This window comes from Jatrophihabitans endophyticus, assembly GCF_900129455.1.
In the GTDB taxonomy this organism is placed as follows: domain Bacteria; phylum Actinomycetota; class Actinomycetes; order Mycobacteriales; family Jatrophihabitantaceae; genus Jatrophihabitans; species Jatrophihabitans endophyticus.
In genome coordinates this window covers 132,841-147,814 of record NZ_FQVU01000005.1, presented here as the reverse complement: position 1 = coordinate 147,814, position 14,974 = coordinate 132,841, and the positions used below count along the sequence as shown (strand labels likewise).

The following is a 14,974-nucleotide window of genomic DNA, read 5'->3' as shown; positions in this document are numbered from 1 at the left end:
TCCGCGCGCACCGTGGCTCCCTCCCGGTCGGATTCGGAAATCAGGTCTGGCACTTTTGCCAAGTCAAAGTCTAAAGTCTGCACAGTCGACGGCGAAAGCCCGACCTGGTGACACCGACGTACTAGGAGACCTCGATGAACCCCTCACCCCACGGCCGCGGCCGGCGCCGCATCGCCCGGCGGGCCACCACGCTCGCCGCCGTCACCGGCGCACTCGTCCTGGGCGCCTGCTCGTCCGACGGCGGCGGGGGCAGCGCCGGCGGCGACAAGGTCGCCGTCGTCATCAAGGGCCTCGACAACCCGTTCTTCCAGACCATGCGCCAGGGTGTCGACGCCGCGGCGAAGACCGGCTCGGTGACGACGACGGTCCAGGCCGCGCAGTCGATCACCGACACGACCGGTCAGGCCGACAAGCTCACGTCGCTCGCCAACCAGGACTTCGGCTGCTTCGTCGTCAACCCGATCACCGGCACCAACCTGGTGCAGGGCATCGCGCGGATCGCCGCCAAGAAGAAGACGATCGTGAACATCGACTCCCCCGTCGACGCGGCCGCGGCGAAGAAGGCGAACGCGACGATCGCCACCTACGTCGGCACCGACAACACCGCCGCGGGCGCACTCGGCGGCAAGGAGATGGCCAAGCAGCTGCCGTCCGGCGGCGCGGTCTGGGCCATCGGCGGCACGTCGGGCGACGTCACCAGCGGCGCGCGCATCACGGGCTTCCAGCAAGGCATCGCCGGTTCGTCGGTGACCTTCCGGCAGACCGTGGCCGCGAACTGGGACCGGCAGACGGCCCTGACGCAGACGACGACCATCCTGCAGAACAACGCCTCGGTGGCCGGCTTCTTCGTCGCCAACGACGACATGGCGCTGGGCGTCGCCCGCGCCGTGGCCAACCTGCACCGCACCGGCAAGGTCAAGATCATCAGCGTCGACGGCATCAAGGACGCGCTCAGCGCGGTGAAGTCCGGCCAGCTGACCGCGGTCGTCGCCCAGTACCCCTACGTCATCGGCCAGATGGGCGTCGAGGCGTGCCGCGCGGCACAGGCCGGCAAGACCCTGCCGAAGTCCGTCGACGCGCCGGTCGAGCTCGTCACCGCGGCCACCGCCACGCAGGCGCTGGCCAAGACGCCGCGGCCGTTCGGCAGCTACGACGACCCGTTCACGGCCCTGCTCTCCAAGTGACGGGCGCCCTCGAGGAGGTCCAGGACATGACATCGGCATCGTTGTCGAAGGACGAACGGACGGACGACGCCGCACCGGAGCCGTCGCGCGACCGTGGCCCGGTCGTGCGCAGGCTGGCCGACCCGAACTTCTGGGTCGACTGGGCCGCGCCGATCGGCCTGGTCGTCCTGCTGGTGTTCTTCGGTATCGCCAGCAGCGGCTTCCTCGCCGTGGGCAACCTGCAGGCGATCCTCGCCGCCGCCGCGATCCCGATGGTGCTGGCGGTGGGCCAGACGTTCGTGATCATGACGGCCGGCATCGACCTGTCGGTCGCCTCGACCATGACGTTCGCGGCGATCATCCTGGGCAAGGCCGTCACCGGCGCACCCGGCCTCGTCTGGGCGCTGGTGCTCGCGGTCGTCGCCGGCACCGTGGTCGGCGCGGTGAACGGCACCGTGATCGCGAAGGGCCGCATCGCCGACTTCATCGTCACCCTCGGCGCGCTGTCGGCGGCCTCGGGCCTCGCGCTGATCGTCGCGAACGGCAACCCGGTGACCGTCATCGACACCTTCCTGCTGAAGCTGTCCACGACGTCGTTCGCAGGCGTGCTGAGCTACCCGGTCGTCATCGCGGTCGTGGTCGCGGTGATCGCGCACCTCGTGCTGTTCCACACCCGCTTCGGCACGCACGTGCTCGCCACCGGCGGTTCGCCGGAGGCCGCCGAGGCCACCGGCATCCGCATCGACCGGATCAAGATCGCCGTGTACACGATCTCCGGTCTGCTCGCCGGCGTCGCCGCGATCCTGCTGGTCGCGCGCGTCGGCGCCGCCGAGCCCGCGTCCAACACGACCTTCCTGCTCAACTCCGTCGCCGGGGTCGTGCTCGGCGGGGTGAGCCTGTTCGGCGGTCGCGGTTCGGTCTTCGGACCGGTCGCCGGCGCCCTGCTGCTCACGGTGCTGACGAGCGGACTGACCGCCATGCACGTCCCGGAGTTCTACCAACCGCTCGCGGTCGGCATCGTCGTGGTGGCCGCCGCCTTCCTGTCGAGGACCCGCCGATGACCGCACCGACCAAGGCCGGCGTGCTGCTGCGCGCCGAGGACGTCTCGCTCTCCTTCGGATCGGTGCGGGCCCTGCGCGACGTGTCCGTCGAGCTGCGCGAGGGCGAGATCACCGCGCTCGTCGGCGACAACGGCGCGGGCAAGTCGACGCTCGTGCGCTGCATCTGCGGCATCCATCGCCCCGACTCCGGCCGCGTCGTGTTCGACGGCGGCCCGGTCGACTTCCGCTCGCCCGAGGACGCCCGCGACGCCGGTATCGAGACCGTCCACCAGAACCTCGCCCTCGTCGAGGACCTCACCGTGTGGCAGAACCTGTTCCTCAACCGCGAGCTGGTGCGCGGCCGGGCGCCGTTCGCGCTGCTCGACCGGACCAGGATGAAGCGCGACGCCCGCGAGATGGTGTCGACGCTCGCGGTCAACGTGCCCGACGTGACCTCGCGCGTGCGCCGCCTCTCGGGCGGCCAGCGACAAGCCGTCGCGATCTGCCGCGCAGCGGGGTTCCGTTCGCGCCTTGTCGTGATGGACGAGCCCACCGCCGCGCTCGGCGTCCAGGAGACGGCCAAGGTCGAGGACCTCATCCGGCGGCTGCGCGACGAGGGTCGCGCGGTGCTGCTCATCAGCCACAACTTCGAACAGGTGTTGAGATTGTCCGATCAGGTCTGGGTCATGCGGGCGGGCCGCTGCGTCGGCGGCCGGCGGACGGCCGACACGACCGGCGACGAGATCGTCGGCATGATCACCGGGGCGGTGGCGGCATGAGCGACTTCCCCAACCAGCTCGGGGTCCACGCGCTCGTCTGGGTCGGCGACACGTCGCCGGGCTCGGTGGCCCGAGCCGTGCACTCGACCGCGGCCGCGGGCTTCGACCTGTTGGAGCTCTCGCTGCACGACGCGGTCAACCTGGACGTCGGGGCGGCACGCGACGCGCTGGTCGCGGCCGGGCTCGGCGTCGCCTGCTCGCGCGGGCTGGCCTTCGACGCCGACGTCTCGAGCGAGGACCCGGCCGTCGTCGAGCGTGGGGCGACGCTGCTGCAGGAGTCGCTGCGCATCACCCACGAGCTCGGTGGCACGCACCTGACCGGTGCTCTGTACAGCGCGCTCGGCAAGTACGGGCGACCGTTGGGCGACGCCGGTCGCGCGAACGTCGTCGCCGTGCTGCGCGAGCTCGCGAAGTCGGCCGCCGACCTGGACATGACGCTGGGCCTGGAGATCTGCAACCGCTACGAGACCAACGTCGTCAACACCGCCCACGACGCGCTGCGACTCGCCGACGACGTCGGCGCGGACAACGTCACCATCCACCTCGACACGTACCACATGAACATCGAGGAGGACGATCTCGTCGCACCGGTGCTCGCCGTCGGTGACAGGCTGGGCTACGTGCACATCGGCGAGAACCACCGCGGCTACCTCGGCTCCGGTCACATCGACTTCGCCGGGTTCTTCGCGGCGCTCGCGCAGGTCGACTATCGGGGCCCGATCACCTTCGAGAGCTTCTCGTCGGCCGTCGTGTCGCCGGGGTTGTCCAACGACCTCGCCATCTGGCGCAACCTGTGGGACGACGGCGCCGACCTCGCCCGGCACGCCCGGGCGTTCCTGGCCGCGCAGCTCGAAGCGGCCTGGTCGGCCCGGTCGCAGTGAGGATCCGCGGCCTGGCCGAACTGGTCGCGCGGGTGGAGTCGTTGCGCGCGGCGTCGTCGGCCCCGCGGCTGCTCGTCGGCATCGCCGGTCCGCCCGGGGCGGGCAAGACGACGCTCGCGCGGGCGCTGGTGCGCGAGCTCGCCGGCGCCGACGACTGGCGCGGCACCCGCGTCGCGCACGTGCCGATGGACGGCTTCCACCTCGCCGACCGCGAGCTGGAGCGGTTGGCGCGGCGCGACCGCAAGGGCGCGCCGGACACCTTCGACACCGCCGGCTACGCCGCGCTGCTGCGCCGCGTGCGCGACGGCGAGACGGTGTGGGCGCCGGACTTCGAACGCGATCTCGAGCAGCCCATCGCCCAGGGCCTGCCCGTCGTGGCCGACGCGCGCATCGTGATCAGCGAGGGCAACTACCTGCTGCTGCCCGAGGACGGGTGGCCGCAGGTGCGCGAGCTGTTCGACGAGGTGTGGTTCTGCCGCGCCGATCCGGCCGTCCGCCGGGCCAAGCTCGTCGAACGGCACGTGCGCTTCGGCAAGGAACCCGAGGCCGCCCGCACGTGGGTCGCGCACACCGACGACCCCAACGCGGCGCTCGTGACGCCGACCGAGGCCGCCGCCGACCTCGTCGTCGACTGCGACCTCGGGACGTGACTCGGCCCGGGCCACCTGGGCCCGGGCCGAGTGAGTAGCGCCGGTCGGTCAGACGATGCGGACCGCGTCGGCCTGCGGACCCTTCGGCCCCTGGACGACCTCGAACTCGACGCGCTGGTTCTCGTCGAGGCTCTTGTAGCCGTCGGCCTGGATGGCCGAGTAGTGGACGAAGACGTCCTGGCCGTCGTCCACGGCGATGAAGCCGTAGCCCTTCTCGGCGTTGAACCACTTCACGGTGCCCTGTGCCACGTGCACTCCCTGCTGCGATCCCGGTGGGTCGACCGAGTCCGCACCTCGCGGGGCTCGGGGTCTACGTTCCTCGGTCCCGCTTCACCGCAGTGCACGGCCCGAGGGGTCGTGATACTCCGCGTCGCGATCACATTCGTCACTTCGACCGCCGCGGACGCTACTGGACCGGCCAGAGCCGTTTCAAGAAGCGGAATGCCCGTTCTTGCGTGCGCGCGGCGCGAAGCGGACGGGCCCCGGCGGCGCCCACGGCCGTCCGCACCGGTCGGAACTGTCCGCAGCCACCGGTAGGAAGCGCTTTCGGTCGGCCCGGCTCGGGTCGACTCACCGGGTGTCGTTCCCCTCGGATCACGTTTTCGCGTCGATCGGCCGGTTCGAGGCCCCGCGACCGATCACGGGGCACGAGAACCCGGTCCTGTCCTGGCTCGGTCTGCCGCAACCCGTGCGGCAGCCGGTGACCGTCGACGAGCACGGAACTGCCGTCGCCCGGCTCGACTCCTCCTGGGACGAGTTCGGTGTGGCGGGTGAGGACGACGGCCGGAGCAAGGACGACGGGACCGAACGGGTCCTCGTCGCAGGTGGTCGGTTCGGACCGGCCGACCCGGCCACCCCGGACGAGAACCCGATCCCCGGGACGGCTCAGAGCAGGCCGGCCTCGCGCATGCCCTTGAGCGTGGGCTTGATGACCGCCGTCGGGCGGGCACCGTCGCTGACCGCGTCGACGGTCTTCAGGCCGTCGCCGGTGTTGTAGACGACCGTCTCCTTGGTGGTGTCGATGGCGCCCTGCTCGACGAGCTTCTTGAGCACGGCGACGGTGACGCCGCCCGCGGTCTCGGCGAAGACGCCGGTGGTGCGCGCCAGCAACCGGATGCCCTCGCGGATCTCGTCGTCGTCGACCGAGGCCATCGCGCCACCGGTCGTGCGGACGGCGTCGAGCGCGTAGGGGCCGTCGGCGGGGTTGCCGATGTTCAGCGACTTCGCGATGCCGGTCGGGCGCACCGGGACGACGTCGTCCACGCCGGCGGAGAACGCCGTGGCGATCGGCGAGCACCCGGCCGACTGCGCACCGAAGACCGTCCACGGGGTCTCGGCGACGAGCCCGGCACCGGTGAGCTCCTTGAAGGCCTTGTGGATCTTGGTGAGCATCGAGCCCGAGGCCATCGGCGCGACGTACTGCTCGGGCAGGCGCCAGCCGAGCTGCTCGGCGACCTCGTAGCCCAGGGTCTTGGAGCCCTCGGCGTAGTACGGCCGGACGTTGACGTTGACGAAGCCGGTGTCCTCGAACTCGTCGGTCTCGCCGAGCTCGGAACAGAGCCGGTTGACGTCGTCGTAGGAGCCCTCGATGCCCACCAGCGTGCCGCCGTAGATCGCGGTCTGCGTGATCTTGGCCGGTTCGAGGTCGGCGGGGACGAACACGATCGACGGCATGCCGATGCGCGCCGCGTGCGCGGCGACGGAGTTCGCGAGGTTGCCGGTCGAGGCGCAGGCGATGCGGGTGAAGCCGAGCTCGCGGGCCGCGGTGATGGCCACCGAGACGACCCGGTCCTTGAACGAGTGGGTCGGGTTGGCCGAGTCGTCCTTGACCCACACCGGGGCGGTGAAGCCCAGCTCCTCGGCCAGCCGGTCGGCGCGGATGAGCGGCGTCATGCCGGTGCCGGAGTCGACACGGGTCGCCGGGTCCTGGCCGACGGGCAGCAGGCCCGCGTAGCGCCAGAGCGAGTGCGGGCCGGCTTCGACGTCGGCGGTGGTGACCCGGGCGAGCGCGGCCGGGTCGTAGCCGATCTCCAGCGGACCCCAGCACTCGAGACAGGCGTGCTGCGGGCCGAGCGGGTACTCGGCGAGACAGTTGCGGCAGACCAGGACGGACGCGGGCGAGGGCAGCGTGGGCCGGTCGATCAGAGCAGTCATGGGAAACGAGGCCTTTCTCCTCATCTTTCCCGCACGACGAGACGTGCGAGCCGGACTTGGCACCTGCGGCGTCGGCCTCGTGAGGAGGTGGTGTGCGCGCGTGGTTGCCGGGGCTTCGTCGGGCCGGTCCCTCTGCCCCTCTGGATGAGCGTGCTGTTCGGTTGTGCCCCCATCATGGCACAGCCGCGGGGGCGCTCAGCCCGACGTGTAGTCCGAGGTGAGCACGACCACGAGCGGGCCACTGGGCAGCCCGTCGAACTTCTCCGTCGAGCGCTGGATGCCCGGGAACTGCGCGCGCAGCGCCGCCGCGGCGGCCTTCGCGCCGTCGACGTCGGGGTCGTAGTAGACGCAGGTCGAGAGGATGTCGTCGGTGAGGTTGCCGATGTCGTCGACGCGCCACCCGCCGTTGCGGAAGCGCTCGGCGGCCTGGGTGGCCAGGCCGTTGGTCGTGGTGTTGTTGAGGATGACCAGGGGCAGCTTCTCGGCGCCGCCGGTCGAGGTCGACGACCCCGACGTGTCGGAGGGACGTGCCGACCTGCTCGCCGACGTCGACGTCCCGGTGGAGCGAGACGCGCTCGTCGAGGGGCGCGTGGCGGACGACGTCGCACCCGTGCTCGCGGCGGGCGAACTCCCGGCGGCGTCCTGCTTGCTGCCCTTCTGCTGCGTCAGCGCGACCACGGCGACGACCAGCACGACGGCACCGAGAACGGCGAGGACGATGCCCGTCAGACGTTCCCGGGAACGGCGTCGTGCCTGCTGCCGGGCCAAGCGGCCGTGCTTCGCGTTCAGTTTCCTAGACCTCGATACCCAATCGACGTGCCGACCGCTGCCGCTGCCGGCTTGCCCGCAATCGTCGCAGACGCTTGACCAGCATCGGGTCGGCGGCCAGCGCGGCCGGGGTGTCGATCAGGGCGTTGAGCACCTGGTAGTAACGGGTGGCGGACATGTCGAACAGCTCGCGGATGGCCTGTTCCTTGGCGCCGGCGTACTTCCACCACTGCCGTTCGAAGGCCAGGATCTCGCGGTCGCGACGGGTCAGGCCGTCGTCGACCTCGTCGCCGTCGTCGGCCCCCGATGCGGCGTGCACGGACTGCATGCTGGCTGACTCCTCCGGCCTCACTGCTGCGGTCGCGCGGGCGGCGCGACCGCACCGAATCCCACCCGTGTAATTCCCGGCACCATTCAACCACGGCACACGTCCGTCAACCCGGCGCGGCACGCTGTGGACAACCTGCCGCGTCGTCCACAGCCTCCGCTCCGGTCTCGCCGCCGGTCGCGGGTTGCGCGACGGTGTCGGACATGGGTCCTGCGAACGCGAGCACGATCGCTGCACCGCCGGCACCGGGCGGCCTGACCGATGGTTGCCACCTCGCGGCGGTGGCGGCGGCCGCTGCCCGGATCGAGGGTGCGGCCGAGCACGCTCGGCAACGCGCGAGCCTGCTGGCGACCGCCACGGCGCACAGCGGCTGGGACGGCGACGGCGCGCGCGCGTTCGAGCAGCGCGAGCACGAGCTGCTCGGTCGGGTCCGCCGGGCGGCGAGCGAGCTCGACGACGCCGCGGCCGCGCTACGGCAGCACGGCGCGGCGGTTCGTCGGGAGCTCGAGCGGCGCGACGCCCACCTCGGGCAGTGGCTGCGATGAGCGCGCCGGCGGGTGTCCCCGCGACGCCGGTGTCGGTCGTCGGCGGTGCGGGCGGCATCGCCGCCAACCGCGAGGGCATCGAGCACCTGGCCGCGCTCCACCGGCGCGCCGCGCACACGCTCGGCTCGGACGCGTTCGCGCTGCTGCTCGAGGCCGAACGACTCGGGCCGTTCGGCGGCGACCCCGGCGCGGCCGGCCGCACCGACCTGGCCGGCCTCGCGACCGCCCACGGCACGCTCGAGCGGGCGATCGCCCGGCTGGGGCGAGCCGCGCACCTCGCCGAGGATCTCGGCACGCGCCTGGGCAACGCGGCGCAGGGCTACCCGTGGGGCAGCGACGCGCTGGACGCCGGTGTCCTCGACACCATCCGCTCCCTCGTCGGCGGCGCCACCCACGCCCTGGGCAGCGTGCACCACGGCGACACGGTCGCCGGTCTCGACCCGCGGTCCCTCGACCTCCTGGTCACCCTCGTCGGTGTCCCGCAGCTGACGTCCCTCGACGCGACCGACGACGACGGTCTGGGGACGGCCGAGCCCGCCGGGCGCGCGCCGGTCACGCCACCGCGCTCGCTGCGCGACCTCGTCACCGGCCTGGGCGACGTCGACCGCGACGGCACGCCGGGCGGCATCGACGTGCGCGTGCTCAACGGCCCCGACGGGCGGCGCCACGTCGTCGTCGACATCACCGGCACGCGCACCTGGCGACGGGGCGGGCGCAACGTCGCCGATCTCGGCACCAACGAGCACGCCCTGCTCGGCGACACCACCGCGTACTCGCAGGGTGTGCTCGCCGCGCTGCGCAGGGCGGGTGTCCGCCGCGACGACGACGTGATGCTGGTCGGCCACAGCCAGGGCGGCCTCGTCGCCGTGACGACCGCCCGCGACGCCGCGCGCACCGGGGAGTTCCGGGTCACGCACGTCGTCACGGCCGGATCGCCGATTGGGTTGACCGTCGGCCGGCTGCCGGCGTCGGTCCGGGTGCTGGCGCTGGAGAACTCGGCCGACGCCGTCCCGCGGCTCGACAGCGCCGCCAACCCCGATCGACGCAACGTCACGACGGTGTCCTCGTCGCACGGCGCCGGGTCGGTCGGCGGCAACCACGGCATCACGACCTCCTACGTCGCGGTGGCGACCGACGCACAGCACAGCGAGAGCCGCTCGGTACGCGATTTCCTGGCCAGCGCGTCCGGGTTCTTCACCGCGACCCACGGCGCGCAGTACCGCTACCGGGTGGAGCGGCGATGACGGCCCGCGAGCGCGCACGGAGGAGTTCGCCATGGATCGCTTGCCCGGCCTCGTGGCGTCGGCCACGATCCATCCATGTTGGGACTGATGCAGGACCTGCCGCTGACGACGAACTGGATCTTCACCCGCGCCGAGCGCTACTACGCCGACAAGGAGATCGTCACCCGCACGGCGACCGGTCTGCACCGCAGCACGGTCGGCGAGGTGTGCGACGACGCCCGTCGCGTCGCCGGCTTCCTCGACTCGGTCGGCGTCTCGCCCGACGGCCGGGTCGGGACGTTCGCATGGAACACGGCGCGACACCTCGCGCTCTACCTCGCGATCCCGGGATCGGGCCGGGTCATGCACACCATCAACATCCGCTACTTCGCCGAGCAGCTGGTGTACACGATCCAGCACGCCGAGGACGAGGCCGTCTTCGTCGACCGGTCGCTGCTGCCGCTGTTCTCGACCTACTTGCCCGAGCTCGACACCGTGCGGCACGTGGTGGTGATGGACGACGGTGCCGACACCCCGATCCCCGACGACCCGCGCATCGTGCACTGGGACGACGTGATCGCCGGGGCCGAGCAGGTCGAGTTCACCGACCGGGTCCGCGACGAGCAGCAGGCCGCGGCGCTGTGCTACACGACCGGGACCACCGGCAACCCGAAGGGCGTGCTCTACTCGCACCGCTCGGCGTGGCTGCACTCGAACGCGTGCGGGCTCGCCGCCGCCTTCGGCCTGGTCGACAGCGACCGGGTGCTCCCCGTCGTCCCGATGTTCCACGCGAACGCCTGGGGGTTGCCCTACGGCTGCCTGATGGCCGGCGCCGCCATGGTGATGCCCGGGCCCGACCTCTCCCCCGAGGCGATCGCGGACCTCCTGGAACGCGAGCACGTGACGGTGACCGCGGGCGTGCCGACGATATGGATGGGCCTGCTGCCGCTGCTGGCCGACCGGGACCTCGCCGCGTTGCGACTCGTCCTGTGCGGGGGTTCGGCGGTGCCGCGCTCGCTGTCCGAGGCGTTCCGCGAGCAGGTCGGCATCCCCATCCTGCAGGCGTGGGGCATGACCGAGACCTCGCCGATCGCGTCGGTCGCGATCATCCGGGGCGAGTTCGCCGAGGCCACCGAGGACGACAAGGCCGACCTGCGCGCCACGGTCGGCGTGGCGCCGCCCGGGGTGGAGTTGCGCATCGTCGACGACACGACTCGTGCGGTGCAGCCGTGGGACGACGAGGCCACCGGGGAGCTCGAGGCGCGCGGCCCGTGGATCGCGCGCCAGTACTACCGCACCGACGAGCCCGGTCAGCAGTTCTCGGCCGACGGGTGGTTGCGCACCGGCGACGTCGCCGCGATCTCCCCACTGGGTTACGTCCGACTGGTCGACCGCACCAAGGATCTCGTCAAGTCCGGCGGCGAATGGATCAGCTCGGTGACGATCGAGAACGCGATCATGGCGCACCCCAAGGTCGCCGAGGCCGCGGTGATCGCCGTTCCCCACCCGAAGTGGGCGGAGCGTCCGCTGGCGTGCGTCGTCGTCGCTCCCGGGGAGACGCTGACCCGCGAGGAGGTCTTGGAATTCCTGGCCGGGACGCTCACGAAGTGGCAGGTGCCTGACGATGTGGTGTTCATCGACGAGGTGCCCAAGACGAGCGTCGGAAAGTTCTCGAAGCGGACGCTTCGGGACACGTACGCCGAGCACCCGCTGCCGACGGCCTGAGAAAGTCTCGATCTCCGGCGTGTCGTAACAGGAACCCCACTTGTCACAGCAGTAACGTTGATGGTTTGATCTTTTCCGTCCCCGCCTCCCCCACGGGGACGGGCGAGCTGCCTCGGCACGCCGCCTGAGGAGACCTGCGCTTCCCCCGACCGCAGGCCTGACGGAAGACGTTGCATGAAGTCAGCTCGCCACACCTCCCTGCGGCGGCTCGGCACCCTCGTGCCGACCCTCGCCCTGGCCGTCGCCGGCACCCTGGCCGCCGTCACGCCGTCCTCGACGACCACCGAGGCCCCGCGCGCCCGCGCCGCGAACTTCGTCAACCGGTACCCGATCGGTGACCTCGACCGGCTCGCCCAGGTGCCCGGCGGCGCTCGCGCCACGGGCTGGGTCTTCGACCCCGACGCCCGCACCGCGCCCGTCACCGTCTACGCCACGGTCGACGGCAAGAAGACGAGCACGGTCTCGGCCTCGCGGTCGCGCAGCGACGTCGCGAAGGCCCACCCCAATGCCGGGGCGGCGCACGGCTTCGCGTTCACGGTCCCGGTGACCGAGGGACGCCACGACGTCTGCATCGTCGCCGTCAACGTCGGCAAGGGTCGCAACGTCACCCTCGGCTGCCTGCGCAAGACCGTGTTCGACTACGGCCCGTTCGGCGCGATCAACCGCGTCAGCACCCGGCCGGGTCACATCTTCACCAAGGGCTGGCTCGTCGACGCGGACTCGGTGACGGCGCCCGTCACCGCCCGCATCACCATCGACGGCGTCGCCCACGACGTCGTCGCCGACAAGTCCCGCCCCGACATCGCGACCGTGCGCAAGGGCGCCGGCGCGCAGCACGGCTTCGCCGCCTCCCTCGCGGCGAAGCAGGGGAAGCACACCGTCTGCGTCATCGGCCGCGACATCGGCTACGGCCGGGACAACAAGATCGGGTGCAAGAGCGTGACGCTCGACGACGACCCGATCAGCGGGCTGAACTCCGTCGCGCAGTCGGGCAACGCGCTGCGGGTCCGCGGCTGGGCCTTCGACCGGGACGACACCGTCAAGCCGCTCACCGTGTCGGTGCGCATCGACGGCGGCGCGGCCCGCACCTACACCGCGTCCGTCGCGCGGGCCGACGTCGCGAAGAAGTACGGCATCGCGGCCAAGCACGGCTTCGACCAGGCCATCCCACTCAGCGAGGGCAGCCACACGGTCTGCGTCTCCGTCAAGAACATCGGCTACGGCGCCGACACCTCCTTCGCCTGCCGCCGGGCGACCCTGAGCTACACCCCGACCGCGGCGCTGACCAAGGCCACGCCGACGCGCACCGGCCTGTCGGTGACGGGCTGGGCGACCGACCCCGACACCAGTGCGGCCCTCCCGGTCCGCATCACCCTCGACGGGCGGACCGTCGCGACCGTCACCGCGAACGGCAAGGGGGCGACGCACACCGGGCACAACTTCGCCGCCGCCGTCACCGCCCGCTCCGGCCGGCACGCCGTGTGCGCGATCGCGCTCAACCGCGGCGCGGGGACGCACAACTCCCAGGCCGCCTGCAGCACGCAGACGCTGGCCCTGAGCCCCATCGGCGGCTTCAACTCGCTGACCCGCTCCGGGGACGACGTCCGCGTCACCGGCTGGGCCTTCGACCCCGACTCGGCCGCGGCCGCGACGGTGACGATGACCGTCGACGGGAAGGCGGCCGGCAGCCACCGGGCCGCCGTGGCCCGCACCGACGTCGCCAAGGTGTGGCCCTCCGCCGGGGCGAACCGCGGCTTCGCGCCGGTGCTCGCGACGACCGACGGCAAGCACACCGTCTGCGTCACGGCCAAGAACGTCGGTGGCGGCAAGGACGTCAGCCTCGGCTGCCGGCTCATCATCGCGGTGCACCCGGTCGTCGCCAGCGCCCCGCGCAGCGTCAAGGCGTCGGCGGGCTACGGCTCGCTGAAGGTCTCCTGGGCCGCGCCGGCCTCCGACGGCGGCGCACCGCCGACGAAGTACGTCGTCACCACCTCGCCCGCCGGGGCCGCCGTGACGCTCGCCAGCACGGCCCGCTCCACGACGCTGTCCGGGCTGAAGGCGAACGCCGTCTACCGGGTCACCGTCACCGCCGTGAACGTGGCGGGCCGCTCCGCCGGCGGCGTCTCGGCCGCCACCCGCACCGCGACCGGTCCCGCCCCGCAGACCAAGCCCGCGCCGGTGTCCACGAGCCGCTACCTGCGCAACATCCGCACCTGCTCGACGTCGGAGAAGTCGGTGATGCGCGCGTTCGGTGCGGCCGACGCCCGGAACAACCCGAGCGGGCACCGGTACCTGATGCTGCTCGACATCGGCGGGCAGAACCAGCGTTACGGCGGCGTGGTGCTCAGCGCCACGACCCGCTTCGTCACCTACGCGGCCCTGCTGTCGTGCTCGAAGTCCTACGTCGACGGCTACGCGAGCGCGCAGCGCGCGACGGCACCGGCGATGATCGCCATCGGCGTGAACAACGACATGGACGTCAACTCCACCACCGGCCGGGCGTGGGCGACGCAGATCGTCAACCCATTGCTGAGCTACGCCCGCAAGTACTCCGGCATCACCGTCGCCGGGGCGAACGACGTCGAACCCGGCTTCCGCGGCTCGTACAGCGCCACCCGGAGCTGGCTCTCCGGCTACCTCGCCGCGACGAAGGCCAAGTTCGTCTTCAACGGCTCGGCCGACGGCTGCGCGTGGACGGTGTCGAACCGTTCCTGCAACAACGGCTACACGATGGCCGGGCTGTACAACCTCGCCGGCGGCGCCGCGCCCAGCCGCATCATCAACCTGCCGCAGGTCTACAACTACACGATGGCCGACCAGTGGAAGTACATCTCGCTGACCGGCGTCGGCCAGGGCAACAAGCGCATCAACTTCGGCGGCCCGCTCACCGAGTACACCGCCTGCGCGCAGGCGCGCAGCTGCGGCAGCATCGGCGGGCGGAGCGCATGGCAGCGGATGTGGAGCGACCTGCAGTCGCACCCGAAGCTGCGCGTGGGCAGCCTGCCGTACGCGACCGACCTGCGGATCGACAGTTGACCGTGCGCCGCCGGGTCACCGTGCTGGTGCTCGCCGCGACGGGTCTGCTCGCGGGATGCCAGAGCGGCGGCTCGGCGGGCTCGACCGACACGGCGACACCGCCGGTGACGGCGTCCACGCCACCGGCGGCGCCCACCACCCCGGCGTCGTCAGCCGCCACCCCGACGACGACGCCGGCCAGCACCACGAGCCCGCCGCCGTCCTCGACCGCGGCGTCGACCACCCCGACCACCGCGCCGAGCACTGCGCCGACGAGCGCGGCGGCGACGCTGACGACGACCTGCGACAAGCTCTCCGTGCGCGTCCTGCCCGGAGGTGCGGTGCGCGGAGCGGAGATCGCGGCGGTGCAGTACGTCAACGACGGCTCGCGACCGTGCCGCATCACCGGCGTCCCCACCGCGCAACTGCTGCGCGGCGGCAAGGCCGTGGGTCAGCAGTCCCAGCCGAACGGCAGCCGCGCCCGGGCGTACACCATCGCGCCGGGTGACGTCGGCGAGAGCCTGCTCCGCGACTTCTCGAGCTGCAACGCACCGCTCTCGGACGCGGTCCGGGTGACGGTCCCGCGTCCCGACGGCTCCCGCCGGACGACGACCGAGCCGATCGAGCTGCGGGCGTGCGTCCTGCGCCTCGCCCCGGTGGGTCCGCCCGCCTGACCCGGGGTCGGGGCCGGTGCCGTCCCGGA

The 14,974-nt window shown here is 72.1% G+C and carries 14 protein-coding genes and 1 riboswitch; of the genes, 10 read left to right on the top strand and 4 right to left on the bottom strand.

The features are described 5' to 3' along the window. Positions 1–134 precede the first annotated feature (134 nt). The 5 genes from BUE29_RS17370 to BUE29_RS17350 are packed head-to-tail and all read left to right on the top strand — an operon-like array spanning position 135 to position 4,513. Positions 135–1,184: a substrate-binding domain-containing protein gene (locus BUE29_RS17370; protein WP_073391702.1), complete on the top strand. Its 1,050-nt coding sequence runs from the start codon at positions 135–137 to the stop codon at positions 1,182–1,184. A gap of 26 nt (positions 1,185–1,210) precedes the next feature. Then, positions 1,211–2,224, top strand: coding sequence for an ABC transporter permease (locus BUE29_RS17365; protein ID WP_073391941.1), 1,014 nt, complete (start codon positions 1,211–1,213; stop codon positions 2,222–2,224). After that, complete coding sequence (locus BUE29_RS17360) at positions 2,221–2,982, top strand: ATP-binding cassette domain-containing protein (RefSeq protein ID WP_073391701.1); 762 nt, start codon at positions 2,221–2,223, stop codon at positions 2,980–2,982. Before BUE29_RS17365 ends, BUE29_RS17360 begins: the two co-directional genes overlap by 4 nt. Continuing rightward, on the top strand, positions 2,979–3,863 hold the full coding sequence (locus BUE29_RS17355; protein WP_073391700.1) for a sugar phosphate isomerase/epimerase family protein: 885 nt from the start codon (positions 2,979–2,981) through the stop codon (positions 3,861–3,863). Before BUE29_RS17360 ends, BUE29_RS17355 begins: the two co-directional genes overlap by 4 nt. Continuing rightward, positions 3,860–4,513 (top strand): nucleoside/nucleotide kinase family protein, encoded by a 654-nt coding sequence (locus BUE29_RS17350; protein ID WP_200800288.1) that lies wholly within the window; start codon positions 3,860–3,862, stop codon positions 4,511–4,513. The genes BUE29_RS17355 and BUE29_RS17350 overlap by 4 nt, the downstream gene beginning before the upstream one ends. Positions 4,514–4,561: 48 nt before the next feature. Here the strand turns inward: BUE29_RS17350 and BUE29_RS17345 are convergent, their stop codons facing one another. The 4 genes from BUE29_RS17345 to BUE29_RS17330 form a co-directional block, all read right to left on the bottom strand. Further along, entirely contained in the window at positions 4,562–4,762 is a 201-nt protein-coding gene (locus tag BUE29_RS17345; protein ID WP_073391939.1) for a cold-shock protein, read from the bottom strand. Between the two features lie 636 nt (positions 4,763–5,398). Beyond that, positions 5,399–6,667, bottom strand: coding sequence for a threonine synthase (gene thrC, locus BUE29_RS17340; protein WP_073391699.1), 1,269 nt, complete (start codon positions 6,665–6,667; stop codon positions 5,399–5,401). Between the two features lie 17 nt (positions 6,668–6,684). Beyond that, a riboswitch (SAM riboswitch) is annotated at positions 6,685–6,818 on the bottom strand. Positions 6,819–6,862: 44 nt separating this feature from the next. Beyond that, the gene (locus BUE29_RS17335) at positions 6,863–7,435 is read right to left on the bottom strand and encodes a LytR C-terminal domain-containing protein (RefSeq protein WP_073391698.1); all 573 of its coding nucleotides are present in this window, start codon (positions 7,433–7,435) and stop codon (positions 6,863–6,865) included. A gap of 25 nt (positions 7,436–7,460) precedes the next feature. Then, the gene (locus BUE29_RS17330) at positions 7,461–7,763 is read right to left on the bottom strand and encodes a nucleoid-associated protein NapA (RefSeq protein ID WP_073391697.1); all 303 of its coding nucleotides are present in this window, start codon (positions 7,761–7,763) and stop codon (positions 7,461–7,463) included. 203 nt (positions 7,764–7,966) lie between these two features. On the opposite strand from BUE29_RS17330, the gene BUE29_RS17325 reads away from it, so the two are divergent. The 5 genes from BUE29_RS17325 to BUE29_RS22585 all read left to right on the top strand — a co-directional run bounded on the left by BUE29_RS17325 (position 7,967) and on the right by BUE29_RS22585 (position 14,945). After that, a complete protein-coding gene (locus BUE29_RS17325; RefSeq protein WP_073391696.1) occupies positions 7,967–8,308 on the top strand; it encodes a hypothetical protein in 342 nt (113 codons plus the stop codon). After that, entirely contained in the window at positions 8,305–9,552 is a 1,248-nt protein-coding gene (locus BUE29_RS17320; protein WP_073391695.1) for a PGAP1-like alpha/beta domain-containing protein, read from the top strand. The genes BUE29_RS17325 and BUE29_RS17320 overlap by 4 nt, the downstream gene beginning before the upstream one ends. Before the next feature lie 75 nt (positions 9,553–9,627). Then, positions 9,628–11,256 carry a long-chain fatty acid--CoA ligase gene (locus BUE29_RS17315; protein WP_073391694.1) on the top strand — a complete coding sequence of 543 codons (1,629 nt, stop codon included), beginning with the start codon at positions 9,628–9,630 and terminating at the stop codon, positions 11,254–11,256. 174 nt (positions 11,257–11,430) lie between these two features. After that, the gene (locus tag BUE29_RS17310) at positions 11,431–14,292 is read left to right on the top strand and encodes a fibronectin type III domain-containing protein (protein WP_073391693.1); all 2,862 of its coding nucleotides are present in this window, start codon (positions 11,431–11,433) and stop codon (positions 14,290–14,292) included. Then, positions 14,289–14,945: a DUF4232 domain-containing protein gene (locus tag BUE29_RS22585; protein ID WP_159440892.1), complete on the top strand. Its 657-nt coding sequence runs from the start codon at positions 14,289–14,291 to the stop codon at positions 14,943–14,945. Before BUE29_RS17310 ends, BUE29_RS22585 begins: the two co-directional genes overlap by 4 nt. The last annotated feature ends 29 nt before the right edge of the window (positions 14,946–14,974 follow it).

Excerpts from the sequence above, each read along its gene's own strand:
- thrC (WP_073391699.1), bottom strand. The coding sequence starts at position 6,667 with ATGACTGCTCTGATCGACCGGCCCACGCTGCCCTCGCCCGCGTCCGTC.
- BUE29_RS17370 (WP_073391702.1), top strand. The coding sequence starts at position 135 with ATGAACCCCTCACCCCACGGCCGCGGCCGGCGCCGCATCGCCCGGCGG.
- BUE29_RS17315 (WP_073391694.1), top strand. The coding sequence starts at position 9,628 with ATGTTGGGACTGATGCAGGACCTGCCGCTGACGACGAACTGGATCTTC.
- BUE29_RS17310 (WP_073391693.1), top strand. The coding sequence starts at position 11,431 with ATGAAGTCAGCTCGCCACACCTCCCTGCGGCGGCTCGGCACCCTCGTG.
- BUE29_RS17330 (WP_073391697.1), bottom strand. The coding sequence starts at position 7,763 with ATGCAGTCCGTGCACGCCGCATCGGGGGCCGACGACGGCGACGAGGTC.
- BUE29_RS17355 (WP_073391700.1), top strand. The coding sequence starts at position 2,979 with ATGAGCGACTTCCCCAACCAGCTCGGGGTCCACGCGCTCGTCTGGGTC.
- BUE29_RS17365 (WP_073391941.1), top strand. The coding sequence starts at position 1,211 with ATGACATCGGCATCGTTGTCGAAGGACGAACGGACGGACGACGCCGCA.
- BUE29_RS17360 (WP_073391701.1), top strand. The coding sequence starts at position 2,221 with ATGACCGCACCGACCAAGGCCGGCGTGCTGCTGCGCGCCGAGGACGTC.
- BUE29_RS17325 (WP_073391696.1), top strand. The coding sequence starts at position 7,967 with ATGGGTCCTGCGAACGCGAGCACGATCGCTGCACCGCCGGCACCGGGC.
- BUE29_RS17320 (WP_073391695.1), top strand. The coding sequence starts at position 8,305 with ATGAGCGCGCCGGCGGGTGTCCCCGCGACGCCGGTGTCGGTCGTCGGC.